The 26,754-nt window shown below is 67.6% G+C and carries 24 protein-coding genes; 1 reads left to right on the forward strand and 23 read right to left on the reverse strand.

Annotation, left to right across the window (positions count from 1 at the left end; all coding sequences use genetic code 11):
* Positions 1–62: 62 nt before the first annotated feature.
* The 10 genes from OG801_RS02205 to OG801_RS02250 all read right to left on the reverse strand — a co-directional run bounded on the left by OG801_RS02205 (position 63) and on the right by OG801_RS02250 (position 13,500).
* Positions 63–1,874 carry an ABC transporter substrate-binding protein gene (locus tag OG801_RS02205; RefSeq protein ID WP_355020139.1) on the reverse strand — a complete coding sequence of 604 codons (1,812 nt, stop codon included), beginning with the start codon at positions 1,872–1,874 and terminating at the stop codon, positions 63–65.
* 47 nt (positions 1,875–1,921) lie between these two features.
* Positions 1,922–2,920: an ABC transporter permease gene (locus OG801_RS02210; RefSeq protein ID WP_355020140.1), complete on the reverse strand. Its 999-nt coding sequence runs from the start codon at positions 2,918–2,920 to the stop codon at positions 1,922–1,924.
* Between the two features lie 230 nt (positions 2,921–3,150).
* A complete protein-coding gene (locus tag OG801_RS02215) occupies positions 3,151–4,338 on the reverse strand; it encodes a dipeptide ABC transporter ATP-binding protein (RefSeq protein WP_355020141.1) in 1,188 nt (395 codons plus the stop codon).
* The gene (locus OG801_RS02220; protein ID WP_406033344.1) at positions 4,338–5,423 is read right to left on the reverse strand and encodes an ABC transporter ATP-binding protein; all 1,086 of its coding nucleotides are present in this window, start codon (positions 5,421–5,423) and stop codon (positions 4,338–4,340) included. The genes OG801_RS02215 and OG801_RS02220 overlap by 1 nt, the downstream gene beginning before the upstream one ends.
* A gap of 14 nt (positions 5,424–5,437) precedes the next feature.
* Entirely contained in the window at positions 5,438–6,454 is a 1,017-nt protein-coding gene (locus OG801_RS02225) for an ABC transporter permease (RefSeq protein ID WP_355232603.1), read from the reverse strand.
* A 162-nt stretch (positions 6,455–6,616) separates the two neighbouring features.
* Positions 6,617–8,323, reverse strand: coding sequence for an ABC transporter substrate-binding protein (locus OG801_RS02230; protein ID WP_406033346.1), 1,707 nt, complete (start codon positions 8,321–8,323; stop codon positions 6,617–6,619).
* A gap of 96 nt (positions 8,324–8,419) precedes the next feature.
* Positions 8,420–9,433, reverse strand: a complete 1,014-nt coding sequence (locus tag OG801_RS02235; protein ID WP_406033348.1) for an ABC transporter permease — start codon at positions 9,431–9,433, stop codon at positions 8,420–8,422.
* Positions 9,434–9,677: 244 nt separating this feature from the next.
* Positions 9,678–11,462 (reverse strand): aspartate--tRNA ligase, encoded by a 1,785-nt coding sequence (gene aspS, locus OG801_RS02240; protein ID WP_406033350.1) that lies wholly within the window; start codon positions 11,460–11,462, stop codon positions 9,678–9,680.
* Positions 11,459–12,808, reverse strand: coding sequence for a histidine--tRNA ligase (gene hisS / locus OG801_RS02245; RefSeq protein WP_406033352.1), 1,350 nt, complete (start codon positions 12,806–12,808; stop codon positions 11,459–11,461). The genes aspS and hisS overlap by 4 nt, the downstream gene beginning before the upstream one ends.
* Positions 12,805–13,500: an MBL fold metallo-hydrolase gene (locus OG801_RS02250; protein WP_406033354.1), complete on the reverse strand. Its 696-nt coding sequence runs from the start codon at positions 13,498–13,500 to the stop codon at positions 12,805–12,807. Before OG801_RS02250 ends, hisS begins: the two co-directional genes overlap by 4 nt.
* 188 nt (positions 13,501–13,688) lie before the next feature.
* Here OG801_RS02250 and OG801_RS02255 point away from each other — a divergent pair, with 188 nt between their 5' ends.
* Positions 13,689–14,927, forward strand: coding sequence for a DUF349 domain-containing protein (locus OG801_RS02255; RefSeq protein ID WP_406033356.1), 1,239 nt, complete (start codon positions 13,689–13,691; stop codon positions 14,925–14,927).
* A gap of 140 nt (positions 14,928–15,067) precedes the next feature.
* Here OG801_RS02255 and OG801_RS02260 read toward each other — a convergent pair whose 3' ends face one another.
* The 13 genes from OG801_RS02260 to pdxS all read right to left on the reverse strand — a co-directional run bounded on the left by OG801_RS02260 (position 15,068) and on the right by pdxS (position 26,689).
* The gene (locus OG801_RS02260) at positions 15,068–15,229 is read right to left on the reverse strand and encodes a hypothetical protein (protein WP_406033358.1); all 162 of its coding nucleotides are present in this window, start codon (positions 15,227–15,229) and stop codon (positions 15,068–15,070) included.
* A gap of 103 nt (positions 15,230–15,332) precedes the next feature.
* Positions 15,333–15,536, reverse strand: coding sequence for a hypothetical protein (locus OG801_RS02265; protein WP_355232611.1), 204 nt, complete (start codon positions 15,534–15,536; stop codon positions 15,333–15,335).
* A gap of 15 nt (positions 15,537–15,551) precedes the next feature.
* Positions 15,552–17,867, reverse strand: coding sequence for a bifunctional (p)ppGpp synthetase/guanosine-3',5'-bis(diphosphate) 3'-pyrophosphohydrolase (locus tag OG801_RS02270; protein WP_355020150.1), 2,316 nt, complete (start codon positions 17,865–17,867; stop codon positions 15,552–15,554).
* Positions 17,868–17,942: 75 nt separating this feature from the next.
* On the reverse strand, positions 17,943–18,509 hold the full coding sequence (locus tag OG801_RS02275; RefSeq protein WP_355231121.1) for an adenine phosphoribosyltransferase: 567 nt from the start codon (positions 18,507–18,509) through the stop codon (positions 17,943–17,945).
* Complete coding sequence (gene secF, locus OG801_RS02280; RefSeq protein WP_406033361.1) at positions 18,506–19,747, reverse strand: protein translocase subunit SecF; 1,242 nt, start codon at positions 19,745–19,747, stop codon at positions 18,506–18,508. The genes OG801_RS02275 and secF overlap by 4 nt, the downstream gene beginning before the upstream one ends.
* Entirely contained in the window at positions 19,747–21,474 is a 1,728-nt protein-coding gene (gene secD / locus OG801_RS02285) for a protein translocase subunit SecD (RefSeq protein WP_406033362.1), read from the reverse strand. The genes secF and secD overlap by 1 nt, the downstream gene beginning before the upstream one ends.
* A 7-nt stretch (positions 21,475–21,481) precedes the next feature.
* Positions 21,482–21,850 carry a preprotein translocase subunit YajC gene (gene yajC, locus OG801_RS02290; RefSeq protein WP_406033364.1) on the reverse strand — a complete coding sequence of 123 codons (369 nt, stop codon included), beginning with the start codon at positions 21,848–21,850 and terminating at the stop codon, positions 21,482–21,484.
* An 87-nt stretch (positions 21,851–21,937) separates the two neighbouring features.
* Positions 21,938–23,020, reverse strand: coding sequence for a Holliday junction branch migration DNA helicase RuvB (gene ruvB, locus OG801_RS02295; protein WP_355020155.1), 1,083 nt, complete (start codon positions 23,018–23,020; stop codon positions 21,938–21,940).
* Between the two features lie 6 nt (positions 23,021–23,026).
* Positions 23,027–23,626 carry a Holliday junction branch migration protein RuvA gene (gene ruvA / locus OG801_RS02300; RefSeq protein WP_406033365.1) on the reverse strand — a complete coding sequence of 200 codons (600 nt, stop codon included), beginning with the start codon at positions 23,624–23,626 and terminating at the stop codon, positions 23,027–23,029.
* A complete protein-coding gene (ruvC, locus tag OG801_RS02305; protein WP_355020157.1) occupies positions 23,623–24,147 on the reverse strand; it encodes a crossover junction endodeoxyribonuclease RuvC in 525 nt (174 codons plus the stop codon). Before ruvC ends, ruvA begins: the two co-directional genes overlap by 4 nt.
* A 200-nt stretch (positions 24,148–24,347) precedes the next feature.
* Positions 24,348–25,115, reverse strand: a complete 768-nt coding sequence (locus OG801_RS02310; RefSeq protein WP_355020158.1) for a YebC/PmpR family DNA-binding transcriptional regulator — start codon at positions 25,113–25,115, stop codon at positions 24,348–24,350.
* Between the two features lie 108 nt (positions 25,116–25,223).
* A complete protein-coding gene (gene pdxT / locus OG801_RS02315) occupies positions 25,224–25,796 on the reverse strand; it encodes a pyridoxal 5'-phosphate synthase glutaminase subunit PdxT (RefSeq protein ID WP_406033367.1) in 573 nt (190 codons plus the stop codon).
* Positions 25,793–26,689, reverse strand: coding sequence for a pyridoxal 5'-phosphate synthase lyase subunit PdxS (gene pdxS / locus OG801_RS02320; RefSeq protein ID WP_355020160.1), 897 nt, complete (start codon positions 26,687–26,689; stop codon positions 25,793–25,795). The genes pdxT and pdxS overlap by 4 nt, the downstream gene beginning before the upstream one ends.
* Positions 26,690–26,754 lie beyond the last annotated feature (65 nt).

Genomic DNA, 26,754 nt, shown 5'->3' on the forward strand with positions numbered 1-26,754 from the left:
GTTGCGGTGTCCTATGTGCGGGTCCGGCCGGCGTGGGGTGCGCCCACGCCGGCCGGATCACCTCACTTCAGGTACATGATGGAGAAGCTCGGCATGCCCTTGACCGGGTCGTTGACGACCCCGCCGACCTGCGAGCCCTTGATGAAGGCGTTCGCGTCGTAGCCGGCGTTGATCTCGACCATGTAGGTCTCCTGCATCCACTTGTCGAACTCGCCCCAGGCTGCGGGAACCTCGTCGGCGTCCATCTTCAGGACCTCGGCCTGCTTCGCGTCAGCGTCGGCCTCCTTGAAGTTGGTCGGGTTCGGCATGCCCGCCTTGTTGGCGTTCGAGCCGATCCACTGCGCCGGGAACCACGAGCCGCCCGAGGGCCAGTCGGAGCACCAGCCGCCGTAGCGGAGGTTGACCGGAGCGTCGAGGTTGCTCTCGTCGTCACGATAGGTCTCGTCGGTCGAGGCCACCGGGGTCGCCTTGAAGCCGGCCGCCTCGAAGCCCTTGACCATCTGGTCCGACTTCGCCACGGACTGCTCGTCGTCACGCTGGTAGTGCCACTTCAGCTCGAAGCCCTCGGCCCCGGCCTCCTTCAGCAGCGCCTTGGCCTTCTCCGGGTCGGTGGTCTGGCCGTCCTGACCCTTCGGGTACTGGTACTCGACCCGACCCGCGGTGCCCGGGGGCAAGAGCGAGGTGCCGGGCTGGATGGTGACGCCGACGATCTCGCCGGAGGCCTTCCAGGCAGCCTGGTAGGGGTAGGCCCAGCTGATGGCCTCCCGCACCTTCTTGTCCGTGATCTTGGTCTGGTCCGGACGGTACATGTACGTGCAGGGCGAGGTGCCCTCGACGAGGTTGTCCGGCGCGCTCTCCTTGATCGACTTGTAGGTCGGAGGCGTGACGTCGTCGTACGTCATCATCGTCTGCGCCGCGCCCTTGTCGCCGAGGATCTGGTTCTCGAGCTTGGCGGTGTCCTGGGCGAACTTGAAGTCGAACGCGTCGGCGGCCTGGAACCGGCCGGGGTCGGTGTCGGCGTCCCACTGGTCGTTCTTGACCAGCGTGAGCGCGTTGCCCGGCTTGTAGGACTCGAACTTGTAGGGCCCGGTCGCCATCGGGTGGCTCTCGTAGGCCAGCGGGTCCTTGTCCTTGGCCTTCGGGATCGGCGAGAAGACCGGGAACGAGGCGTAGTAGTCGAGCTCGGGGAACGGCTGAGCCAGGTGGATGATCACCTTGTTGCCGTCGGCCTCGACGCCGTCGTAGTCCTCACCGCCGTACCAGCCTGCGCTGGCGTCGTAGTCGGCGAGCTTCTGCAGCTCGGCGTCGGTATCCGCGAACGGGCCCTTGTACTTGTCGCCGTCCTTGAAGAACGTCGTCTGGTACGTCGGGCCGTCGGTCAGGGTGTCGGTCGCGAAGGAGCGCTTGATGCCGTAGACGACGTCCTCGGCGGTGACGTCGGTGCCGTCCTCGTACTTGATCCCGTCCTTCAGCTCGAAGGTCCAGGTCAGACCGTCCTCGGAGACCTGACCGAGGTCGGTGGCGAGGTCGGGGACGAGAACGGAGTCGCCGGTCTCCTCGTCGTAGACGTACTGCGTCAGCGAGCGAGTGACCAGGCCGGACATGATCGCACCGGAGTCGGTGTAGTAGGTCCGGGTCGGGTCGAGGGTGTGGGGGGCGTTGTTGGACAGCACGGTGATCGTGCCGCCCTTCTTGGCGTCGGACGGGATCTCCAGCGGCCCCTCGGCCGTGGCATCCTTGCCGGCACCGGCGCCGCCGCCGGCCTTGAACTCGCCGGCCGGGTCCTCGCCACCGCCGCCCCCGCCACCACAAGCAGCGGTGAGCGTCAGCGCAGCGATCGCACTGGCGGCGATCACTGTTCTCTTCAATTGCATCGTAGGTGTCCACCTTCCATGGTTGATGCCTCTCTCCGACGAAGTGCTCACCGGAAAGACTTGGGGTCGAAGGCGTCGCGGATGGCGTCTCCGAGCAGGTTGAGCGCGAAGACCAGGACCACGATCCCGACGATCGGCGCGTAGAGGTACAAGGGGTATTCGTCGAACCAGCTCTGGGCGCGCAGGATCGTCTGTCCCCAGGACGGGCGTCCGGTGACACCGACGCCGAGGTACGCCAGCGTCGCCTCAGCGGCGATCGTAGCCGGCAGGCTCAGCGAGAACGAGACGACGATCGGAGCGACCAGGTTGGGGAGCAGCTCCTTGAACAGGATCCGATGGGTCGGCATCCCGAGGACGTGCGCGGCCTCGATGAACTCGCGCTCACGCAACGAGATCACCTCGCCGCGGATCAGCCGGGCCAGGCCCATCCACCCGAAGATCGAGAGGATCACGATGAGTGCGATCAGCGAGGCGTTGTCGAGCATCGTCGGGTTCTCCCGCCAGCGCTCCACGAGCATCGGCGAGATCGCGATCGCGACCAGCAGGAACGGCAGCGTGAGGAAGAGGTCGATCACGAACGTGATCACCCGGTCGCCCCAGCCGCGGCTGTAGCCCGCGATCAGGCCGAGCACCACACCGACGACGGTCGAGACGACCGTGGCGATCGTGGCGACCAGCAGGGACGTACGCGCGCCGTAGAACCACTCCGCGAGCAGGTCGTTGCCGGAGTTGGGCTCCAAGCCGAGCGGCGCCTCCCAGGTGAACCCGTAGTTGGGCGGGCCGATGACGGGGTAGTTGAACGAGTCGGTGTCGGCGACCGGGTCACCGGCACGCACCTCGACACCGAACAACTTGCACAGCAACGGCGCGAAGATCGCGATCAGGACGAAGAGCAGCACGATCCCGGCACAGATCATCGCGACCTTGTCCGAGAGGAGGCGGTCCATGGCGATCCGCATCGGCGAACGGCCGGCGACATCGCCGGTCCTAGGTTCCGGATCGATCTCGGGATCAGGACCCTGGATCAACACTTCGGACACAGTCATACGCTCGGATCTCCGTTCGATGCCAAGGCTCGGTACGCCCAAGAACAGACCACTTCGCGCGGCCCCGAGCCAGCGCGCTGCTCAAGTTATGCCAAGTTCCAGTGGTTCGGGCGGGACTACAGATAACGGTTCGATACCGACAGTGACGTGTGACACACATGTAACAAAGACGGTCCGCAGCCAAAGGCTGCGGACCGTCTTTCGTAATCTCGCCGAGACGCGGGAGATTCTCAGGCGCGACCCCGCGAGTTGTTCGCCAGGTCGTACCAGGTGTCGGCGTAGCCCGGACCGTCGCCCGGGACCTCGGCCGGGCTGGCGCCCGGGTCCGGTGCACCGAACTCGTCGACGCCCAGGAGCGGCGCGGTGATCGGCTTCTCCGGGTGCTGGTGGATCTCACCCGGGAAGTGGCAGGCGACCTTGTGCTTCTTGCCGATCTGCAGCAGCGGCGGCTCGACCACGGAGCAGATGTCCTTGGCGAGGGAGCAGCGAGTGCGGAAGTGGCAGCCCGAGGGCGGGTTGATCGGCGACGGTACGTCGCCCTCCAGCCGGATCCGCTCACGACGGCCGCCGATCGCGGCCTGCTTCACGTCGGGCACGGCGGAGAGCAGCGCCTGGGTGTAGGGGTGGTGAGCGTGCTCGTAGATCGACTCGCGGTCACCGATCTCCACGATCTTGCCGAGGTACATCACCGCGACCTCGGGGCAGAAGTGACGAACGATGGCGAGGTCGTGCGCGATGAACAGGTAGGAGATGTCGAACTCCTTCTGCAGGTCCTGCAGAAGGTTGATCACCTGGGCCTGGATCGACACGTCCAGCGCGGAGACCGGCTCGTCGGCCACGAGCAGCTTCGGCTGCAGGGTCATGGCCCGGGCGATGCCGATGCGCTGACGCTGGCCGCCGGAGAACTCGTGCGGGTAGCGGTTGTAGTGCTCGGGGTTGAGCCCGACGAGCTCGAGCAGCTCCTGGACCCGGCCGAGCACCTTGTCCTTGGGCACCATCTTGTGGATCCGCAGCGGCGCGCCGATGATCGAACCGACCGTGTGCCGCGGGTTCAGCGAGGTCGACGGGTCCTGGAAGATCATCTGGATCTCCCGGCGCATCGGGTGCAGCTTCCGACCCGAGTAGTTGGCGATGTCGGTGCCCTCGAAGTTGATCTTCCCCTCGGTGGGCTGGTAGAGCCGCGTCACCATCCGCCCGGTGGTGGACTTGCCACAGCCGGACTCGCCGACGAGGCCGAGGGCGCTGCCCTTGGCCACCTCGAAGGAGACCCCGTCGACGGCCTTGACGTGCCCGACCGTACGCCGGATCACGCCGCTGCCCTTGACCGGGAAGTGCATCTTCAGGTTCTCGACCGAGAGCACGGTCTCCGTGCTCGCCGGCGCGACCGAGGCCGCGGTGGCAGTCGTGGTGTCGCTCATCAGTCCTCCACCAGGTCAGGGGCGATCTCGGGCAGGATCTCTGCCACGTAGACCTCGTCGGCGTTCTTGATGTGGCACCGCTTGGTGTGGTTGCCACCGCTGCTGGCCGGGGTGAGGTCGGGAAGGGTCGTCCGGCACAGGTCGCCGCCCACCTTCGCAACGTGGTCACAGCGCGGCTCGAAGGCGCATCCCGGCGGCGGGTTGAGCAGCGAGGGCGGATTGCCCCGGATCGGGATCAGCTTGGCCTCGGTCGACGCGGTCAGGTCCGGCACGCTGGAGAGCAGGCCCCAGGTGTAGGGCATCTGCGGGTGGGTGAGGATCTCCTTGCAGGGGCCGTACTCGACCGCACGGCCGGCGTACATCACGAGCACGTCATCGGCCATCTCCGCCACGACGCCGAGGTCGTGGGTGATGATGATGACCGCCGCGTCGAAGTCGCGCTGCAGGTCCTGGAGCAGGTCGAGGATCTGCGCCTGGACGGTAACGTCGAGAGCGGTGGTCGGCTCGTCGGCGATGAGCAGGCTCGGGTTGTTGATCAGCCCCATCGCGATCATCGCGCGCTGGCGCATACCGCCGGAGAACTGGTGCGGGTAGTCGTCCACACGACGGTCGGGTTGCGGGATGCCGACGCGGTCGAGCATCTCGATGGCGCGCTTGCGCGCCTCCCTCTTGGTCACGTTGTTGTGGACCTGGTAGGCCTCCATGATCTGGTTGCCCACCGAGTAGTAGGGGTGCATCGCTGAGAGCGGATCCTGGAAGATCATCGCCACGTCGCGGCCGCGGCGCTTGCGCATGTCCTCGTTGCTCACCTTGAGCAGGTCGACCCCGTCGAGCATGATCTCGCCGCTGAGGATGGCGTTGGTGCCGCGGTGCAGCCCCATGATCGCCGAGCTGGAGACCGACTTGCCGGAGCCGGACTCGCCGACGATGCCGAGCGTCTTGCCGCGCTCGAGCTCGAAGGAGAGGCCGTCGGTCGCCTTGACGATGCCGTCGGAGGTGGAGAAGTGAACCTTCAGGTCCCGCACCGAGAGGAACGCGCCGTCATTGGCGGGCCTTGTCTCGGACGTCATGGAAAGGTCAGTCATGGATCAGATCCTCCTCAGGCGACGCGCACGCGCGGGTCGATGAAGGCGTACAGGACGTCGACGACGATGTTGGCGAGGATCACCAGAGCCCCGAGGAGCAACACCAGGCCCACGATGGTGGGAAGGTCGTAGGTCTCGTTCGCGGTCACCGCGAGCTTTCCGAGACCGTAGTAGTTGAAGACGTCCTCGGTGATGATCGCGCCGCCGAGGACGGCAGCGAAGTCGAGACCGAACATCGTCACCAGCGGGGTCAGCGCCGCGCGCAGCGCGTGCTTGAAGAGCACCTTGTTGCTCTTGACGCCCTTCGACTTCGCGGTGCGGATGTAGTCCTCGCTCATCGACTCGAGCACGAACGCCCGGGTCATGCGTACGTAACCCGCCATGTAGACCGCCGCGAGAGTGAACCCGGGGAGCATGAGCTGGACCAGCCATTGCCCGACACCACCCTCGGCTATCGGTACGTATCCCGGCGCGGGGAAGATCCCCCATTTGATGGCTACGAAGTTGATCAGCAAGGCACCCACGAAGAAGGTCGGGAAGGCATAGAGGGACAGTGTGGCTCCGACGACCCCGCGGTCCACGAGGGTGCCCTTGAAGACCGCCGCGAGCACTCCGAAGAGAACTCCGAAGACGACCCAGATGGTGACCGCGACCAGGGCGATCGAGATCGAGATCGGCGCTGCCTCCGCGATCTCATCGTTGACCGTCATCTGCAGCTGCTGGGAGTAGCCCAGGCAGGGCGCCGCGCACTCGGTGACCAGCTCGGGGTTCGCCTCGCGCATCGCCTCGTCGGCGGGGTACTCGCGGCCGACGACGACGCCCTTCGCGAAGTTGCCCCACTGGACCAACAGCGGCTGGTCGTAGCCGAGGGCCTGACGGGTCTCCTCGATGCGCTCAGGCGGGCAGTTCTTGCCGCAGGAGAACTGTGCCGGGTCGACCGGGTTCTTCAGGAACAGTGCGAAGACGATGAAGCTCATCGCCACCAGCATGAGCAAGCCGACGATCACGCGCCGGATGATGTAGGCGACCATCGGTGGGTCTCACCTTCATTGGGATCGGCCGGACCACCGTCGTGGGGTGTCGTCCGGGGGGAATCGTGTCCAGGTACATGGGAGAGGCGGGGCTCTGGCGAGCCCCGCCTCCATGTTCGGATCAGCTCAGGGCCGTCCGAACGGTGTTGCGGAGCTGAAGGATCAGTCCTCGACGTCGATGGTCGCCAGGTCCGGGTAGGACGAGGAGGCATCGGTGGTGATGAAGTCCGTCACCTTGGAGCCGTGGACCCAGTTGAAGGTAGCGATCTCCAGCGGGATGTAGGCGACGTCCTCGCCCAGGGTCGCGTCGGCCTCCTGGAGGAACTTGTTCTGCTCCTCGATGGTCGCCGAGTTGGCGGCGTTGTCGAACAGCTTGTCGACGGTCGGGTTCTTGTAGTTGCCGTAGTTCTGACCGTTGGTGCTCTTCTCGATCTGACGGCTGTCGAACAGCGCCGCGGTGACAGTCATCGCGGAGCCCCAGTCGGCGCCCCAACCGCCCCACATCACGTCAGCCTTGTTGGACGGCTTCTGGATGTTGGAGTAGTAGACGTCACCCAGCGGGTCGAGCGTGACCTTGAAGCCCGCAGCCTCCCAGCCTTCGACCAGCGCAGAGGCCTGCTTGTCAGCGGTGTCGCTCTGCGGGTAGGTGAAGGTGATCGGGTACGGCATCTCGGCGCCGGCCTCGGTGAGGAGCTTCTTGGCTGCGGCCGGGTCACCCTTGAGGTTGCGGTCCTTGTAGGCCGGGTTGGCCACGTAGCCCGGAACGGCCGGGTTCACGATCGAGTCGGCAGGGGTGTAGGCCTTCTCGCCACCGCCGGCGGCGATCCACGACTCGACGTTGGTCGCGAGGGCCAGGGCCTTACGGACGTTCGGGTCCTTCATCTGGTTCTGGTTCGGAACCAAGTAGTCGACGTAGGGCGACTGGACCTGGACGTAGCGGTCCTTGACACCGGCCTCGGTGAGACGGGGGAAGAACTCCGGCGGGACGCGCGAACCGCTGACGATGGTCGTCTGCGAGTCGGGGCTGTCGGAGAACAGCTTCTCGTAGGTCGTCGCGGCCTTCTCACCGAACTCCACGGTGATGGTGTCCGGCTTCGCCTCACGAAGCGACTTGTCGTCGGTCTCCGGGTCGTACTCGTCGTTGCGCACCAGGGTGCCGCCCTTCTGGGCGTTCCAGGTGTCGACCTTGTACGGGCCGTTGGAGAAGATGACGTCGTCGTTCTTGGCGCCCTTGTCCTCGGACTCCTTGTAGGGGTCCATCATGTGCAGCGACGAGATCGCCAGCGGGAAGTCCGGCCACGGCGACTTGAACTTGTAGGTGATGGTCTTGCCATCGCAAGTCACGGCCTGGTCGAAGTCGGCCTGCTGCTCCGGGGTCGCGGTGTAGGGGCCCGGGTACTCACCCTTGAGCGCGAGCTTCGCGGTCAGGTAGAAGCCCGGACCACCGGTGAGCTCGTCGGCGGCGAAGTTGCGCGAGGCGCCGTAGGCGAAGTCCTCACACGTGATCTCGGAGCCGTCTTCCCACTTCACGCCGTCCTTGATGGTGAACGACCAGGTCTTCGCGCCCTCGGTCGAGGTGCCCTCGTCGGTCGCCAGGTCCGGGATCGGCTTCTGCGAGACCTCGGGGTCGGTCGACGCCGGGTTCGAGAGCAGCTTGCGGTAGACCAGACGCGTGGTGTGGGAGATCGTCTCGCCCACGTAGATCCGCTGCGGGTCCAGGTGGTCCCACGGGTCCTCGGTGACGATGGTCAGGCCCTTGGCGCTCGAGTCACCGCCGCCGTCCCCGCCGCCACAGGCAGCCAGGCCCAGCGAAAGCCCGAGCACGCCGGCGGCACTCACCGCTACGTACTTAGCTCGCTTCTTGAGCATTCGTTTCTCCTTGGTGTGGTCGCCGTCAGCCTCTGACAGCTGACGCCGTAACGGTGTCCCGGGCGGGTCACCTGTGTGTGTTCGGAGCCCCGAGGCTCACCTGTCACCCTTGGGGTCAAGGGCGTCTCGCAACCCATCCCCGAGAAGGTTGAACGAGATCACGATGATCGCGATCAGGATCGCGGGCATGAAGAAGTAGAACGGGTCCACCTGCGCGTACTTCAGCGAGTCCGCGAGCACGTTGCCGAGCGTGGGCGTCGGCGGCTTCACGCTGACCTGGAGGTAGCTGAGGGCGGCCTCGGCCGAGATGTAGGCCGGCATCATCAAGGTGACCAGGACCAGCAGCGGAGCCCACAGGTTCGGCAGGATCTCCTTGAAGTAGATCCGCGCCTTGGAGGCGCCCAGCACGATCGAGGCCTCGACGAATTCGCGTTGCTTGATCGACAAGACCTGCCCCCTGACCACGCGGGCGGTGCTGGTCCAACCGAAGATCGCGAGCACCACGGTGCAGTAGATCCCCTGGGCCAGTGGTCCGTTGGGTAGGCCCGTCACCTGCTGCACGAGCTCGAGACCGAGGGCCGAGAGCGCCAGCAGCATCAGCGTCGACGGGAAGGAGAGGGTCAGGTCGGTGAAGCGGCTCAGGGTCGCGTCCATCCAGCCACCGCTGAAGCCGGAGATGATCCCGATGACCGCGCCGATGACCACCGAGAGGATCGCCGCAGTCAGCGCGATCGCCAACGAGAAAGTGATGCCGTACCAGAACCGGGACAGGGCGTCGCGGCCTGTTCCAGGCTCCACCCCGAGCGGGTGTGAGAGGCTCGCGCCGCTGAACCTGCCCTCGGGGATGGTGTTGGCGTCGAGCAGCTCCTGGTTGTAGCTGAACGGGTCCAGCACGCCCATCTTGACGAGAAGGGGGGCCAGCACCGCGGCCAGGACCACCAGGACGACAACGGTCAGCGACACCATCGTCAGCTTGTCCTTGCGAAGCCGCATCCAGGCCAGCTTCATCGGCGACTTGCCGGCGATCTTCTTCGCCTCCTCGGGCGAAGCAGGAGGTGTCGATCCACCCGAGAGTTCTTCACCTTCGAACACGGTGGCCGATTCGCTCATGGTTCCTCTGTCTAGTCGTAATCCTGGGTGCCGCCGTCGCACGGCAGCGTCCGACCCACGAGGTCGACGGAGGGAACTCTATGTGATGACTTTGCCCCGATGCGCCCCGTACCGGTAACGATCCGATTTCAACCAGTGATACGGCAGATCGGGAGGGATTCTTGCCATTCACCGCTGAACGACGAGAGTCTCCGGGACCGGCGGACCGGTCCCGGAGACTCTGTTGGCTTTGCTCTAAGTGCCCTCAGTTCGCCGATTCGCCCTCGGCGGCCGCCGCCGGAGCGGGCCGCGCGTCGACGCCCGCCTCCTTGCGCTGCTCGGGGGTGATCGGCGCCGGAGCGGCGGTGAGCGGGTCGTAACCGGCACCCGTCTTCGGGAAGGCGATCACGTCGCGGATGGAGTCGGTGCCGGCGAGGAGGGCGACCACGCGGTCCCAGCCGAAGGCGATGCCGCCGTGCGGCGGGGCGCCGAACTTGAAGGCGTCGAGCAGGAAGCCGAACTTCTCCTCGGCCGCCTCCTCGCCGATCCCCATCAGGTCGAAGACCCGCTTCTGGATGTCCTCGCGGTGGATACGGATCGATCCGCCGCCGATCTCGTTGCCGTTGCAGACGATGTCGTAGGCCCAGGCGAGCGCGTTGCCGGGGTCCTTGTCGAAGCCCTCGACGTCCTGCGGGCTGGTGAAGGCGTGGTGGACCGCGGTCCACTCCCCCGCACCGACCGCGACGTCACCGGACTCGACGGCCTCGGAGGCCGGCTCGAGCAGCGGCGCGTCGACGACCCACAGGAAGCTCCACTCGCCGTCCTTGCGGAGGTCGAGACGGTTGCCGATCTCCAGCCGGGCGGCACCCAGCAGGGAACGGCTCGACTTGGGCGCACCGGCGGCGAAGAAGATGCAGTCGCCGGGGTTGGCGCCGACGTGGGCGGCCAGTCCGGCGGCCTCGGTCTCGGAGAGGTTCTTGGCGACCGGACCGGTCAGCGAGCCGTCCTCCTGGACCAGGACGTACGCCAGGCCCTTGGCGCCACGCTGCTTGGCCCAGTCCTGCCAGCCGTCGAGCTGACGCCGCGGCTGGCTCGCGCCGCCCGGCATCACCACGGCGCCGACGTAGGGCGCCTGGAAGACGCGGAACGTCGTCTCGGAGAAGTAGTCGGTGCACTCGGTGATCTCGATGCCGAAGCGCAGGTCGGGCTTGTCCGAGCCGTACTTGGCCATTGCGTCGGCGTAGGTCATCCGCGGCAGCGGGAGCGGCACGTCGTAGCCGATCAGCTTCCACAGCGCCGCGACGATCTCCTCGCCGAGGGCGATCACGTCGTCCTGCTCGACGAAGCTCATCTCGATGTCGAGCTGGGTGAACTCCGGCTGCCGGTCGGCGCGGAAGTCCTCGTCGCGGTAGGCGCGGGCGAGCTGGTAGTAGCGCTCCATGCCGCCGACCATGAGCAGCTGCTTGAACAGCTGCGGGGACTGCGGCAGGGCGTACCACGAGCCCGGCTGCAGGCGGGCCGGGACCAGGAAGTCACGAGCGCCCTCAGGGGTGCTGCGGGTCAGCGTCGGGGTCTCGATCTCGACGAAGTCGTGACCGGCCAGCACGTCGCGGGCGGCCTTGTTGGCCTTCGAGCGCAGGCGGATGGCGTTGCCGGGCGCGGTGCGGCGCAGGTCGAGGTAGCGGTGCTTGAAACGTACGTCCTCGCCGACCTCTACGTGGTCGTCGATCGGGAACGGGAGGGCCGCGGCCGCACTGAGGACCTCGAGGTCTTTGGCGACGATCTCGATCTCGCCGGTGGCGAGGTTGGGGTTGAGGTTCTCCTCAGTCCGAGCAACGACCTCGCCGGTGACCTTGATGCAGTACTCGTTGCGCAGGTGGTGAGCGATCTCCTCGTCGCGGACGACGACCTGGACCACGCCGCTGGCCTCACGCAGATCGAGGAACGCGACCCCGCCGTGATCGCGTCGGCGGCCTACCCAGCCGGCGAGGGTCACGGTCTGGCCGACGTGCTCGGCACGCAGGGTGCCGGCGTCGTGGGTGCGGATCACTTCTTCTCCTCGTTGTTCGCGACGACCTGGGGCTTCAGGTCGCTCTCGTTCTGCGGCGTCCAGGTGGCCGGGTCGGCCGGGACCTGGTCGCCGGTGCGGATGTCCTTGATCTCGTAGCCGCCTTCGGTGGTGAAGAGGACGTACGGGATGCCGCGGCGCTCCGCGAAGCGGATCTGCTTGCCGAACTTGGCGGCGTTGGGCGAGACCTCGCAGGCAACATTGTGAGCGCGCAGCTGCTGGGCCGCCGAATCGGCCTCGGCCCTGCTCTCCTCGTCGGCGACGGCGACCAGCACCGTGCTCGGGACCTTGCGGTCGCCGTCGAGCACGCCCTTCTGCACCAGGGGCACCAGGACGCGGCTCACGCCGAGCGAGATCCCGACTCCCGGGTAGGTGGTCTTGCCATCGCTGGCGAGCGCGTCGTAGCGGCCACCGGAGCAGATGCTGCCCAGCGTCTCGTAGCCGTCCAGGCGGGTCTCGAAGACGGTGCCGGTGTAGTAGTCCAGGCCCCGGGCGATGCTCAGGTCGGCCACGACCCGTACGGAATCGGTGTTGAGCGGCGCGGTCGCGGTGATCAGTGTGGCAAGCTCGGTCAGGCCCTCTTCGAGCAGCTCGCTCTCGACGCCGAGGGCACGGACCTTCTCCACGAAGGAGTCGTCGGTGGCGGTGATCGTGGCGAGCTCGAGACACTTGGCGGCCTGCTCGTCGGTCAGCCCCGCCTCGGAGACGAGCAACTTGCCGACCTCGTCGGCCGGCATCTTGTCGAGCTTGTCGATGAGCCGCATGGTCTCCTCGACGTCAGGGGCGCCGAGACCGGCGTAGAAGCCCTGGATCAGCTTGCGGTTGTTGACCTGGAGCGTGAACCCGGGCAGGAAGGTCAGCTTGCCGAGCGCCTCGAGCATGACCCGGGCGACCTCGACGTCGTGGTGGAACGGCAGCGTGTCGCGGCCGACGATGTCGATGTCGGCCTGCGCGAACTCGCGGAAGCGGCCCTCCTGCGGGCGCTCGCCTCGCCAGACCTTCTGGATCTGGTAGCGGCGGAAGGGGAACTCCAGCTTGCCGGCGTTCTCCAGCACGTAGCGGGCGAAGGGGACGGTGAGGTCGAAGTGGAGCCCCATCCCCTTGTCTCGGCTGCTGTCGTCCTCCTGCAGACGGCGTAGGACGTAGACCTCCTTGGAGGTGTCCCCCTTGCGCAGCAGCTGGTCCATCGGCTCGACGGCGCGGGTCTCGATGTTGCCGAAGCCGTGCAGCTCGAAGGTGCGGCTCAGGGTCGCGATGACCTCGCGTTCGACGGTGCGCTGGCTCGGCAGGAACTCCGGGAAACCGGAGAGCGGTGTTGGCTTGTTCATGGTGTGGTGATCAGGTCCTGAAGAAACGGGTTGGTGGCGCGCTCGCGCCCGATCGAGGTCTGTTCGCCGTGTCCGGGGAGCACCACGATGTCGTCGGCGAGGGGCAGTACCTTGGTGGTCAGGGACTGCAGCATCGTGGCGTGGTCACCGCCGGGGAGATCCGTACGCCCGATGCTGCCCGCGAAGAGCAGGTCGCCGGAGAACATCACGTCACTGACCTCGGCGTGGTCGGGGTAGGGAGTCCGGAAGGTGACCGACCCCTCGGTATGCCCGGGCGTATGGTCGATCAGGAAGCTCATCCCGGCCAGGTCGATGGCCTGGCCGTCGGTGAGCTCGCGGACGTCGTCGGGCTCCACGAAGTCGTAGGTCCCCTGCGGCATGCCGAGCAGCATCTGCGCCGACTCCGGCGAGATGCCCTGGAGCGGATCGGCCAGGAGGTGACGGTCGTTGGGGTGGATCCAGGCCGTCGAGTCGTACGTCCTGCTCACCGGGGTCACGGACCACATGTGGTCGACGTGGCCGTGGGTGAGGAGCACGGCGACCGGCTTGAGGCGCTGCTCCCGGACGATCTCCTCGATGCCCTTGGCGGCGTCCTTCCCGGGGTCGATCACGACACACTCGGTGCCCGGACCGGTGGCGGCGACGTAGCAGTTGGTGCCCCACGGACCGGCGGGAAAGCCTGCGATCAACACGAGAAACACCCTATCCAGCGGTACAGTGCAGCGCCGCATCGTGGCGTCTGACTACGATGGGCATCCCGAGGTGTGCCGGGACACCACGGGGACCTGCAAGTTGAGCCGACCGGGACTGTGACGAGCACGGTGTCCGGCGGGGGAGATTTCATAAGAGGTTAGCGCCTCATGCGAAGAGTAGGGACATTGTGACCAGCGAGCAGTGGGGTCGGGTCGAGGAAGACGGAACGGTCTATGTGAAGACCGCTGAGGGCGAGCGTTCCGTGGGGCAATACCCGGAAGGCACGCCAGAGGAGGCACTTGCCTTCTTCACCAACCGGTTCGACCAGCTCGCCTTCGAGGTCGAGCAGCTCGAGCGGCGCGTGCATGCGGGCAAGACGTCGCCCGACGAGGCGACCGCGGCGGTCAAGACCGTCGTGGAGAAGGTGACCGACGCCAACGCGGTCGGTGATCTGGCCTCGCTGGTGGCGCGGCTGGACGCTCTGGCGCCAGTCATCGCCACCCAGCGCGAGGCCCGTAAGGCCGAGCGGGCCGCGAAGGCGGCCGAGGCGAAGGTCGCCAAGGAGGCTCTCGTCGACGAGGCCGAGAAGCTGGCCCAGAGCAACGACTGGCGCAACGGTGCCAACCGGCTGCGTGAGCTGCTCGACCAGTGGAAGGCGCTCCCCCGCATCGACCGCGGGTCCGACGACGCGCTGTGGCGGCGCTTCTCGACGGCGCGCACCGCCTACACGCGTCGCCGCAAGGCGCACTTCGCCGAGCTCAACGCCCGGCGCGAGGACGCCAAGGTGATCAAGGAGCGGATCATCGTCGAGGCCGAGCAGCTCTCCACCTCCACCGACTGGGGCCCCACCGCCGGGCGCTACCGCGACCTGATGCGCGACTGGAAGGCCGCCGGGCCGGCCCCCAAGGACGTCGACGACAAGCTCTGGAAGCAGTTCCGGGCCGCCCAGGACGTCTTCTTCGGTGCCCGTGACTCGGCCAACGCGGCGCTCGACGCCGAGTTCGCGCAGAACGCCGTGGTCAAGGAAGGTCTGCTCGCCGAGGCGCAGGAGCTTCTCCCGCTGCTGGAGAAGGGCGACGACCTCGACGCCGTCAAGCGTTCCTTCCGGGACATCGCCGAGCGCTGGGACGAGGCCGGCAAGGTCCCGCGCGACCGCATCAAGGAGCTCGAGGGCGCGATGCGAAAGGTCGAGCAGGCCATCAAGTCCGCCGAGGACGACCAGTGGCGCAAGTCCGACCCGGAGAAGTCCGCTCGAGCCGACGACATGATCGCCAAGCTCGAGGAGGCCATCGCCCAGGTCGAGAGCGACCTCACCAAGGCCCAGGCCTCGGGTGACGCCCGCAAGATCAAGAGCCTCGAGGAGAACCTCGAGTCGCGTCGTCAGTTCCTCGAGATGGCCAAGCGCGCCAGCGCCGACTTCAGCTGACCCAACTCCGACTCGGCGCGTCTGTCCCACTCAGGCGCGCCGAGTCGGCGCGTTCTGACGCAGAATCCGTCCGAGTCGGCTCGTTATGACGAGCCGACTCGGCGTGCTATTTCGTCAGCTTGAGCCGACTCGGCGTGGGATCACGTGCCAGCGCCGCCGTAGTAGTCGCCCTTCCCGGAGTTGCGGATCTTCGCCTGGCGCACGTCGTTGTGGTCGACGGGTTTCCCTCCCTTGCCCAGGGCGGTCCAGACGATGCCTGCGAGGAAAAGTACGCCGCCGATGATGAGGATCCAGGTGAACATGCTGTGCTCCTCTCTCAGGCGCCCGAGTCGGCGCAGCTGTTTCACTGATAACGACCGAGTCTGGCCTGATGTCCCGTGATTGGGACATCAGGCGGTTGAGGGCTCAGAAGCCGAGGCCGCCAGAGCCGCCGTCGGAGCTGCCATGGTGCTTTGTTCCGTAGTATTCGGCCTTGCCCAGGGCCTGACCCCTGTTCCTGTTCGCCGCAGCCTCGTCGACGCCTCCCGACGACTTTCTCACCGCCAGCCACACGACGGCGCCGACGATCACGACGCCTGCAGCAATCAGAAACCATGTGAACGGGTCCACGAGATGCTCACTTTCTCATTGGGTGACGCGGTAGGCGTCGAAGACGCCGGGAACGGTGCGTACCTGCTTCAAGACGGTGTCCAGGTGCTTGGAGTCGGCCATCTCGAAGGAGAAGCGGGACTTCGCGACGCGGTCGCGAGTGGTGGTCAGCTGGGCCGAGAGGATGTTCACGTGGGCGTCGGAGAGCGCCATCGTGATGTCGGACAGGAGCCGGGCCCGGTCGAGCGCCTCGACCTGGATGTTGACCAGGAAGACCGAGTTGGAGGTGGAGCCCCACTCGACCTCGAGCAGGCGCTCGGGGTGGGAGCGGAGCTCGGCGGCGTTGGTGCAGTCGGTGCGGTGGACGGAGACTCCCCCGCCCTTGGTGACGAAGCCGAGGATGTCGTCGCCGGGCACCGGTGTGCAGCACTTGGCGAGCTTGACCCAGACGTCCGGGGAGCCCTTGACGATCACGCCGGCGTCGGAGTTGGCGGTGGAGACCTTGCCGTGGCGCCTGCGGCCGACGTTGATGGCCTCGGCGAGGTCCTCGGCGGCACCGTCGTCGCCGCCGTGGTCCTCGATGACGCGGCGTACGACCGCCTGGGCAGAGAGGTGGCTCTCGCCGACCGCGGCGTAGAGCGCGTCGACGTCGGCGAGGTCGAAGTGGTCGGCGGCGAGCATGAGCGACTCGCGCGACATCAGCCGCTTGAGGGGCAGGCCCTCCTTGCGCATCAGCCGGGCGATCGCGTCCTGGCCCTTCTCGATGGCCTCGTCGCGGCGCTCACGGGTGTGCCACTGCCGGATCTTCGCCTTCGCCCGGTTGGACTTGACGAAGGAGGTCCAGTCGCGCGACGGACCGGCGTTGGGCGACTTGGAGGTGAAGACCTCGACGACGTCGCCGCTCTCCAGGGTCGACTCCAACGGCACCAGACGGCCGTTGACCCGGGCACCGATGGTCTTGTTGCCGACCTCGGTGTGGACGGCGTACGCGAAGTCGACCGGGGTCGCGTCGGCGGGCAGGGCGATCACGTCGCCCTTGGGCGTGAAGACATAGACCTCGGTGCGCTTCATCTCGAAGCGCAGCGACTCCAGGAACTCGCCGGGGTCGTTGACCTCCGACTGCCAGTCCATGAGCTGTTTGACCCAGCTCATGTCGTTGTCCATCGGCCGGTCGGTGTCGACACCGGCGCGGCCGTCCTCCTTGTACTTCCAGTGCGCGGCGACGCCGAACTCGGCGCGGCGGTGCATCGCGAAGGTGCGGATCTGCAGCTCGACCGGCTTGCCCTGCGGGCCGATCACAGTGGTGTGCAGCGACTGGTACATGTTGAACTTCGGCATCGCGATGTAGTCCTTGAAGCGCCCCAGGACGGGGTTCCACCGCGAGTGCAGGATGCCGAGGACGGAGTAGCAGTCGCGCTCGTCCTCGACCAGGATCCGGATGCCGACCAGATCGTTGATGTCGGAGAAGTCCTTACCGCCGACGATCATCTTCTGGTAGATCGAGTAGTAGTGCTTCGGTCGACCGGTGACGGTCGCCTTGATCCGGGCCTCGTGCAGGTCGCGCTCGACCTGGTCGATGACCTGGGCCAGGAACTTCTCCCGCGACGGGTTGCGGTCGGCGACGAGGCGGACGAGCTCGTCGTACATCTTCGGGTAGAGGGTCGCGAAGGCGAGGTCCTCCAGCTCGAACTTGATGGTGTTCATGCCGAGCCGGTGGGCCAGCGGCGCGTAGATGTCGAGGGTCTCGCGAGCGCTGCGCTCCTGGCTCTTCTGCGGGACGTAGCGCAGCGTACGCATGTTGTGCAGGCGGTCGGCGAGCTTGATCACCAGCACCCGGATGTCGCGGGACATCGCCACGACCATCTTGCGGATCGTCTCGGCCTGCGCGGAGTCGCCGTAGGTGACCTTGTCGAGCTTGGTGACGCCGTCGACGAGGTGGGCGACCTCCTCACCGAAGTCCCGGGTGAGCTCCTTGAGCGTGTAGGGCGTGTCCTCGACGGTGTCGTGCAGCAGCGCCGCCACCAGGGTCGGCTCGGTCATACCGAGCTCGGCGAGGATCGTGGTCACCGCGAGCGGGTGGGTGATGTAGGGGTCGCCGCTCTTGCGCATCTGCGTGCCGTGCAGGCGCTCGGCGGTGACGTACGCCCGCTCCAGCAGGGCCAGGTCGGCCTTCGGGTGGTTGGACCTCACCGCCCGGAACAGCGGCTCCAGCACAGGATTGCCCGGCGTGCCGCGGCCGCCGATCCGGGCCAGGCGCGCACGGACGCTGCGGCCCGACGGGGCCGGGCCACTGCTCTCCCGCGCCTCGATGTTGTGCGCACGAGGCTGCGCGACGATGCGATCCTCTGCCATAGTCAGAGTCTACCGGCCCGACCCGGAGCGTTGGCTAGGACGACACTTGCGGGTTGGACACTTGCGGGCCACCTGCTAGCTGGTGAGCAGTGCGTGCACCGGCGTGTCCGGCAGCTTGCTGCGCGGGTCGAGGAAGCCGAGCTCGAGCAGGACCGAGACGCCTACGACGACACCGCCGCAGCGCTCGACGAGCTCGATCGTGGCCGCCGCGGTGCCACCGGTCGCGAGGACGTCGTCGATGACCAGCACCCGCTCCCCCGGCGCGACCGCGTCGGTGTGGATCTCCAGGGTGGCCTCGCCGTACTCCAGCGAGTAGGAGACCGCGTGGGTCTCGCGGGGCAGCTTGCCGGCCTTGCGGACGGGCACGAAGCCGACGCCGAGGTGCAGGGCCGCGGGGGCGCCGAGGATGAAGCCTCGCGACTCCATGCCGAGCACCTTGGTGACGGTCACGTTGCCGTCGGCGTCGCGCGCCGGAGCGGCGAGCGCCTCGACCACCTGGCTGAAGCCCGCGTGGTCGGCCAGCAGCGGGGTGATGTCCTTGAACCCGACACCCGGCTCCGGGAAGTCGGGAACGTCGGCGACCAGCCGCTCGAGGGTCTCCTCGAGCGACCGGCCACCAGCGGCCGTCTCGGAGACAGTCACTTCCGCTTCGACCTCGACTCGCGCTTCGGCTGCGGGCGCCCGGCGGCGCCGCTGTCGGAGACCGAACGGTGCTGGTCGGGTACGTTGCGGCCCCGGCCGGTCGCGTTGCGGTTGGGGCTGGTGCCCCGGCTCACGCCGGCCTCGTGAAGGTCCTCGGAGGGGGCGTCGCTGAGCTCGTCCGGCTCGTCGCCCTCCGCGACCGGCATGCCCTCGTCGAAGACCGGCACCGCGGCGTACTTGTCGGCTTCCTTCATCCGGGCGGCGGCACGCTTGTCGGCGTCGACGATGTCCTTCTCCTTCGACTTCAGGTGCACCAGCAGCGGGGTGGCGATGAAGATCGAGGAGTAGGTGCCGACGGCCATACCGACGAAGAGAACCAGGGAGATGTCCTTCAGCGAGGACGTGCCCAGCTGGACCGCGCTGACGTAGAGGATCGCGACGACCGGCAGCAGACCGATGATCGAGGTGTTGATCGAGCGGACCAGAGTCTGGTTGATCGCCAGGTTGGCCGCGGCGGCGTAGGTCTGCTTCTTCTGCGACAGGTTGCGGGTGTTCTCCTTGACCTTGTCGAAGACCACCACCGTGTCGTAGAGCGAGTAGCCGAGGATCGTCAGGAAGCCGGTGACCGTTGCCGGAGTCACCTCGAAGCCGATGATCGCGTAGACGCCGACCGTGATCACCACGTCGTGGAGCAGCGCGACGACGGCCGCGACCGACATCTTCCACTCCCGGAAGTAGATCCAGATGAACAGGACCACGCCGACGAGGAAGATGCCCAGCGCGAGGGCTGCCTTGGAGGCGACCCGCTGGCCCCAGCTGGGACCGATGCCGGTGCGGCTGATGTCGTCCTCGGCCACGTCGGCGGTCTTGGTGATCGCCTCCATGATCGAGTCGTCGGCCTCGGAGTTGTCGGGGATGGCCTTGGTCTCGATGACGATCGACTTGCCACCGGCCGTACGCACCGTGGCGCCGTCGGCGGCCTCGACGGCCGTGTCACCGACCGCCGCGCGCAGGTCGTCGGCCAGCTCCTGGTCGGCCTGCGCGACGGTCACGGTGTAGCGCGTGCCGCCAGTGAAGTCGATGCCGAGGTTGATGCCCTGGAGCGAGACGCCCAGGACGACGGCGACGAGCACGACCGCGGAGACGGCGTACCAGAGCATCCGGCGACCGACGAAGTCGAAGGACTTCTCGCCGGTGTAGAGCTCCTTGCCGAGCCGCGAGATGGAGAACTTGCTCATCAGGCCTTGCCTCCGACCAGAGTGGTGCCCTTGGGCGTGGTGCCCTTTGGGGCGTCGACGGTGCCGATAGCGCGCTGGTCCATGCCGGAGAGCACGTGGCCCTTGTTGAAGAAGCCCCAGCCGGCCATCAGCTTGGTCATCGGGTGGGTGAACCAGAAGAACACCAGGACGTCGATGATGGTGGTCAGGCCGAGCATGAAGGCGAAGCCCTTGACCTCGTTGGTCGCGAAGACATAGAGCACGAACGCGGCCAGGAACGAGACACCGTCGGAGGCCAGACACGTGTTTCGGGCGCGCGGCCAGGCCGTGTCGACGGCCACCCGCATCGAGCGTCCCTCACGCATGTCGTCACGCATCCTCTCGTAGAGGATGATGAAGGAGTCGGCGGTGATGCCGATACCGACGATCAGACCGGCCACGCCCGGAAGGTCCAGGGTGACGCCGGCGGTCTCGCTGAGCAGCAGGATCATCCCGTACGTCATCGCCCCTGCCACAACCAGCGAGCCGATCACCACGATGCTCATCGCGCGGTAGTAGAGGATCGAGAAGATCACCACGAGGATCAGGCCGACGAGGCCGGCCCAGAGTCCGGCGGTGAGCTGGTTGCCGGCCAGGGTCGGGCCGATGACCCGGGTCTGGATGCCGTCCTCGGGGAAGTCGAGCGGCAGCGAGCCGTACTTCAGGTTGTTGGCCAGCGCGGCGGCGGACTCCTGAGTGAAGTCGCCGCTGATCTGGGCGCCTCCGCTGATCCGCGAGTCGGCGGTCGGGGCCGAGATCACCTTGGCGTCCAGGACGATCGCGAACTGCTCGCCGGTGCCGGCGATGGCGCCGGTGGTGTCGGCGAAGACCTTGTTGCCCTCGGACTTGAAGTCCAGGGTCACCACGTAGTTGGCCTGCTGCTGCGGGATGCCGTAGGAGGCCTCGCTGATCTCGGTGCCCTCGATGACGGCAGGCGTCAGCAGGTAGGGGACGCCGTCCTCGTCACAGGTCAGCAGCGGCTTTCCGGGGATGTCCTCGGCCGGCTCGGCGCCGGGAGCGGGGCAGGTGAAGGAGTTGTAGGCGGTCGCCCACTCCTGCGGCACGTTGCGCATGAACTCGACCGCGTCGTCGACCTTGACGACCTCGTTCTCGTTCTGCTTCTCGGGCTCGGCGCCAGCCGAGGCCGACGGGCCGGCGCTCGGGTCGGCGCTCTCGGAGGCCTTCTCGGACGACTTCTCGGAAGCGCTCGCGGTCTCGGAGGCGGTGGCGGTCTCGCCACCGAACGCCGCGCGCGGCGAGGTGCCCGGCACGGTGCCGGCCGAGGGGTCCTCGACCATCGAGCCGCTGGGGTCCGCCGCGCCGCAGGGCTTCTGCGGGCTGCAGGCGACCAGACGGAAGCGGAGCTTCGCGGTCTGGCGGACGCGCTCGGCGGTCTCCTGCTGCACCTTGCCGGTGCCGGGGATGGAGACCTTGATGACGTCGTTGCCCTCGGTGGTCACTCGGCCGCCGGTGATGCCGGAGCCGTTGACGCGCTGGTCGATGATCGACTTGGCCTCGTCGAGGCTCTCCCTCGGGACCGATCCGCCCTCGGAGTTCTCCGCGGTCATCGAGATCTCGGTGCCGCCGCGCAGGTCGAGGCCCAGCTCGGGCTTCCAGGTGCCGGCGAACGCGATGCCGCCGAACATGATCGCAATGGCCAAGAAGAGCAGTGCGAGTGTCCGGCCGGGGCGCGCTGTCTTGCGTGCCATGTGTTGGTCAGTCCTTCTTGTCGAGGTCCACGATGACGTTCTCGGCGCCCTCCGGGGTCTCGTCGGCCTTGGCCTCGACCTCGGGCTCCTCGGCGGCGTTCTCGTCGATCTCCTCGGCAGGCGCCTCGGTGACCTTCTGGGCCACGGCCTGACGCACGACCTGGATGACGACGCCGTCGGCGATCTCGACCTTGATGTTCGTCGTGGTCTCCTCGACCTCCGTCACCGTGCCGAAGAATCCGGCGGTCAGCATCACCCGGTCACCCGGCTGGAGGTTGAGCTGGAGCTCACGAGCCTGCTTCGCACGCTTCTGCTGCGGCCTGATCAACAGGAAGTAGAACAGGACGATGATGACGATAAAAGGAAGGAATTCCACGGGGGTTCGGCTCCGACAGTCTGAGTGGTCACCGGCAGGCGCACGGCGACGTGCAAGTCTAACCAGGCACCTGGTTGAGACTGTGAATCAGGCCTCATCCCAGAGCGTTTCCTTGGACCAGGCCGCAGCCTCGGCGTTGGCCGGCACCGGCAGCCCGAGGTGCTCCCATGCGGCCGGGGTCGCGACCCGGCCACGCGGCGTACGTGCCAGGAAACCGGACCGCACCAGGAACGGCTCGGCCACCTCCTCGACCGTCTCCCGCTCCTCCCCCACGGCGACGGCGAGGGTGGAGATGCCGACCGGGCCGCCGCCGAACCTCCGGCACAGGGCGTCGAGGACGGCCAGGTCGAGGCGGTCCAGGCCGAGCGGGTCGACCTCGTAGAGATCGAGCGCCTTCTCGGCGATCTGCTGGGTGACCGTGCCGTCGGCCTTGACCTGGGCATAGTCGCGTACGCGACGCAGCAGCCGGTTGGCGATCCGCGGAGTGCCGCGGGAGCGGCCGGCGATCTCGGAGGCGCCGTCGTCCTTGAGGGTGACGTCGAGCAGGCCCGCGGAGCGGCGCACGATCAGCTCGAGGTCGGCCGGGTCGTAGAGCTCGAGGTGGCCTGTGAAGCCGAACCTGTCCCGGAGCGGGCCAGGAAGAAGGCCGGCCCGCGTGGTCGCGCCGACCAGCGTGAACGGCGGTAGGTCGATCGGGATCGCGGTCGCGCCCGGGCCCTTGCCGATGATCACGTCGACCCGGAAGTCCTCCATCGCCAGGTAGAGCATCTCCTCGGCGGGGCGGCTCATCCGGTGGATCTCGTCGACGAAGAGAACCTCGCCCTCGTTGAGCCCGCTCAGGATCGCGGCCAGGTCGCCGGCGTGGGTGATCGCCGGACCGCTCGTGATCCGAAGCGGCGCCGACATCTCGGCCGCGATGATCATCGCGAGGGTGGTCTTGCCGAGGCCTGGCGGCCCGGAGAGGAGTACGTGGTCGGGGGCTCGCTCACGCTGCCGCGCCGCCTCCAGGACGAGGCCGAGCTGCTCGCGGACGCGCTGCTGGCCGATCAGCTCGTCGAGGGTCTTCGGGCGCAGCGCGGCCTCGACGGCACGGTCGTCGCCGTCGGCCTCGGCGATGGTGAGCGACGAGAAGTAGTCCTCCTCGGCCCGGTCCAGATCGTCCTCGTGCATGGGTCCTTATGCCTTCGAAAGGGTGCGCAGGGCCGCCCGGAGCAGCAACGAGATGTTGGCCTGGTCGCCGGCCTCGGGCTCGATCGCGGTGACCGCCTTGTCTGCGTCCCGGGCGTTGTAGCCCAGGCCGACGAGGGCCTCGGCGACCTGGTCGCGCCACGGCGCCGCTGCGGTGGCGCGCGCCGGGACGGAGGCGGTGCCGGTCGGTGCGCCGATCCTGTCCTTGAGCTCCAGGATGATCCGCTGGGCGCCCTTCTGGCCGATGCCGGGAACCTTGGTGAGGGTCTTGGCGTCCTCGCCCGCGATGGCCAGACGGATGCCGTCGGGCGAGAGGACGGCGAGCATCGCCTGGGCGAGCTTCGGGCCGACACCGGAGGCGGTCTGGAGGAGCTCGAAGAGAGTGCGCTCGTCGGTGTCGGTGAACCCGAAGAGGGTCAGCGAGTCCTCGCGCACGACCAGGCTGGTCGGCAGGTGAGCCTCCTCGCCGGTCCGGAGCGTGGCCAGCGTGTTGGGCGTGCAGAGCAGCTCGATCCCGATGCCGCCGACCTCGACGACGGCGGTGGAGAGACTGACTGCGGCGACCTTGCCGCGCACGGACGCGATCATCGGCGTACCTTCCCTGCCGCGGCCACCGCGGCTTCGATGCGGTTCTGGGCGCCTCCGCGCCACTGGTGGGTGATGGCCAACGCGAGCGCGTCGGCGGCATCGGCAGGCTTCGGCGGGGTCGGGAGCCGCAGGATGCGGGTCACCATCGCGGTCACCTGCTGCTTGTCGGCCCGGCCGTTGCCGGACACGGCGGCCTTGACCTCAGAGGGCGTGTGCAGGGCTACCGGCAGTCCGCGCCGGGCGGCGCAGACCATGGCGAGGCCGCTGGCCTGGGCCGTACCCATGATCGTGGAGACGTTCGAGCGCGCGAAGATCCGCTCGATCGCGACCGCGTCGGGCCGGTGCTCCTCGATCCAGGCGTCGATGCCCTTCTCGATGCTCACCAGCCGCTCCCAGACGGGAAGATCGGAGGACGTACGGATCACTCCGACGTCCACCATCGACAGCGGCCGACCGAGCGACCCGTCGACCACGCCCATCCCGCACCGGGTCAGGCCCGGGTCGATCCCAAGCACCCGCATCAGCACCTCCATCGAACGTCTGTTCGTAGCGTACCGGCATCGCTGGTCGAGCCGCCGGAGCCCCTGGGCGGAGGCGTGTCGAGCGTTGTATCGAGCTTGTCGAGATGACCAACACGGTCCTCTGTCCGCTCGACAGAACCGTGTTGGTCTCGACACGGATTCGCTCGTTCCTCACGAATCCGGCTCGACCAGCGAGCCGCTCAGGCGTCGACGGTCTCCATGACCTCGTCGGGGATGTCGGCGTTGGAGAAGACGTTCTGTACGTCGTCGAGGTCGTCGACGGCGTCGATGAGCTTGAAGACCTTCCCGGCGGCCGAGGCGTCGGCGACCGGGATGTCCATGCTCGCGACGAACTGGACCTCGGCGGAGTCGTAGTCGATGCCGGCGTCCTGCAGCGCGGTGCGGACCGCGACGACGTCGGACGGGTCGGAGACGATCTCGAAGGACTCACCGAGGTCGTTGACGTCCTCGGCACCCGCGTCGAGGGTGGCCTCGAGGAGGTCGTCCTCGGTGATCGTGTTGCCCTCCTGCGCCTTGGCCACGACGACGACGCCCTTGCGGTCGAAGAGTCGCGAGACCGAGCCCGGGTCGGCCATGGTGCCGCCGTTGCGGGTGACCGCGGTGCGCACCTCCATGGCCGCCCGGTTGCGGTTGTCGGTCAGACACTCGATGAGGAGCGCGACCCCCTGGGGGCCGTAGACCTCGTACATGATCGTGTCGTAGCTGACCCCGCCGCCGTCGAGCCCACCACCGCGCTTGACCGCGCGGTCGATGTTGTCGTTGGGGACCGACTGCTTCTTGGCCTTCTGGATCGCGTCGAAGAGGGTCGGGTTGCCCGTCGGATCGGGGCCGCCGGTCTTGGCCGCGATCTCGATCGTCTTGATGAGCTTGGCGAAGAGCTTGCCGCGCTTGGCGTCGATCGCCGCCTTCTTGTGCTTCGTCGTTGCCCACTTGGAGTGGCCGCTCATCTGGAAACCGTCCTTTGCCCCGCGTCGTCGCTGATGCTTGTCGTGCCACCACCGGAAGACGTCACAGGGCAGCAGGTCTCCATTCTAACTACCTGCAGTGCGTCACCGTCAGCAGCAGGTATCCAGGAACAGCCGGTGCAGCCGGTCATCGGCGTTGACCTCGGGATGGAAGCTCGTCGCCATGAGCTGGTTCTGACGTACGGCGACGGGGTGCTCCCCCACGCTCGCCAGGACCTCCACGCCCGGGCCGATCTGCTCGACCCAGGGCGCCCGGATGAAGACGCCGTGGACCGTGTCGTCCAGCCCGGTGACAACGAGGTCGGTCTCGAACGACTCCGTCTGCCGCCCGAACGCGTTGCGCCGGACGGTGATGTCGAGCCCGCCGATGGTCTCCTGGCCCTGGGCCGCGTCGAGCAGCCGGTCGGCCAGGAGCACCATGCCGGCGCAGGTGCCGAGCGCCGGCATCCCGCCCCGGACCCGCTCCCGAAGCGGGTCGAGCAGATCGAACGTACGCGCCAGGCGCCACATCGTCGTCGACTCACCGCCGGGGATGACGAGCGCGTCGCACGCGTCGAGCTCCTCCCGGCGGCGTACGGATGTGTGTTTCATCCCCAGGCGGTCGAGGGCGGCGAGGTGCTCGCGGACGTCGCCCTGGAGAGCGAGTACGCCGACTGTCGTCACCAGCCGCGCTCCGCGAACTGGATCGACCTGGCGGGCTCGTCGACGTTGATGCCGACCATCGCCTCGCCGAGGCCGCGGGAGACCTTGGCGACGACGTCGGGGTCGTCGTGGAAGGTGGTCGCCTTGACGATCGCCTCGGCGCGCTGGGCCGGGTTGCCGGACTTGAAGATGCCGGAGCCGACGAAGACACCCTCGGCGCCGAGCTGCATCATCATCGCGGCGTCGGCGGGGGTCGCGATGCCGCCGGCGGTGAACAGGACGACCGGGAGCTTGCCGTTCTCGGCGACCTCCTTGACCAGCTCGTAGGGAGCCTGGAGCTCCTTGGCGGCCACGTAGAGCTCGTCCTCGGCGAGGGCGCCGAGACGGCGGATCTCGCGGCGGATCGTACGCATGTGGGTGACCGCGTTGGACACGTCGCCGGTGCCGGCCTCGCCCTTGGAGCGGATCATCGCCGCGCCCTCGGTGATGCGGCGCAGGGCCTCGCCGAGGTTGGTCGCGCCGCACACGAACGGCACGGTGAAGGCCCACTTGTCGATGTGGTTCTCGTAGTCGGCCGGGGTCAGCACCTCGGACTCGTCGATGTAGTCCACCCCGAGGCTCTGCAGCACCTGGGCCTCGGCGAAGTGGCCGATCCGGGCCTTGGCCATGACCGGGATGGAGACGGCCTCGATGATGCCGTCGATCATGTCGGGGTCGGACATGCGGCTCACGCCGCCCTGGGCGCGGATGTCGGCGGGGACGCGCTCGAGCGCCATCACCGCCACCGCCCCGGCGTCCTCGGCGATCTTCGCCTGCTCGGCGGTGACCACGTCCATGATCACGCCACCCTTGAGCATCTCCGCCATCCCGCGCTTGACCCGCGAGGTTCCCGTCTCATTCATGCTTGTTGCCATGGGGCGATCGTAGGTCGGGACGAGGCGTACGCCACCCTCGGAAAGCCCTGGTCAAGCCACTGTTC

It is taken from the genome of Nocardioides sp. NBC_00163, assembly GCF_045206295.1.
In the GTDB taxonomy this organism is placed as follows: Bacteria; Actinomycetota; Actinomycetes; order Propionibacteriales; family Nocardioidaceae; genus Nocardioides.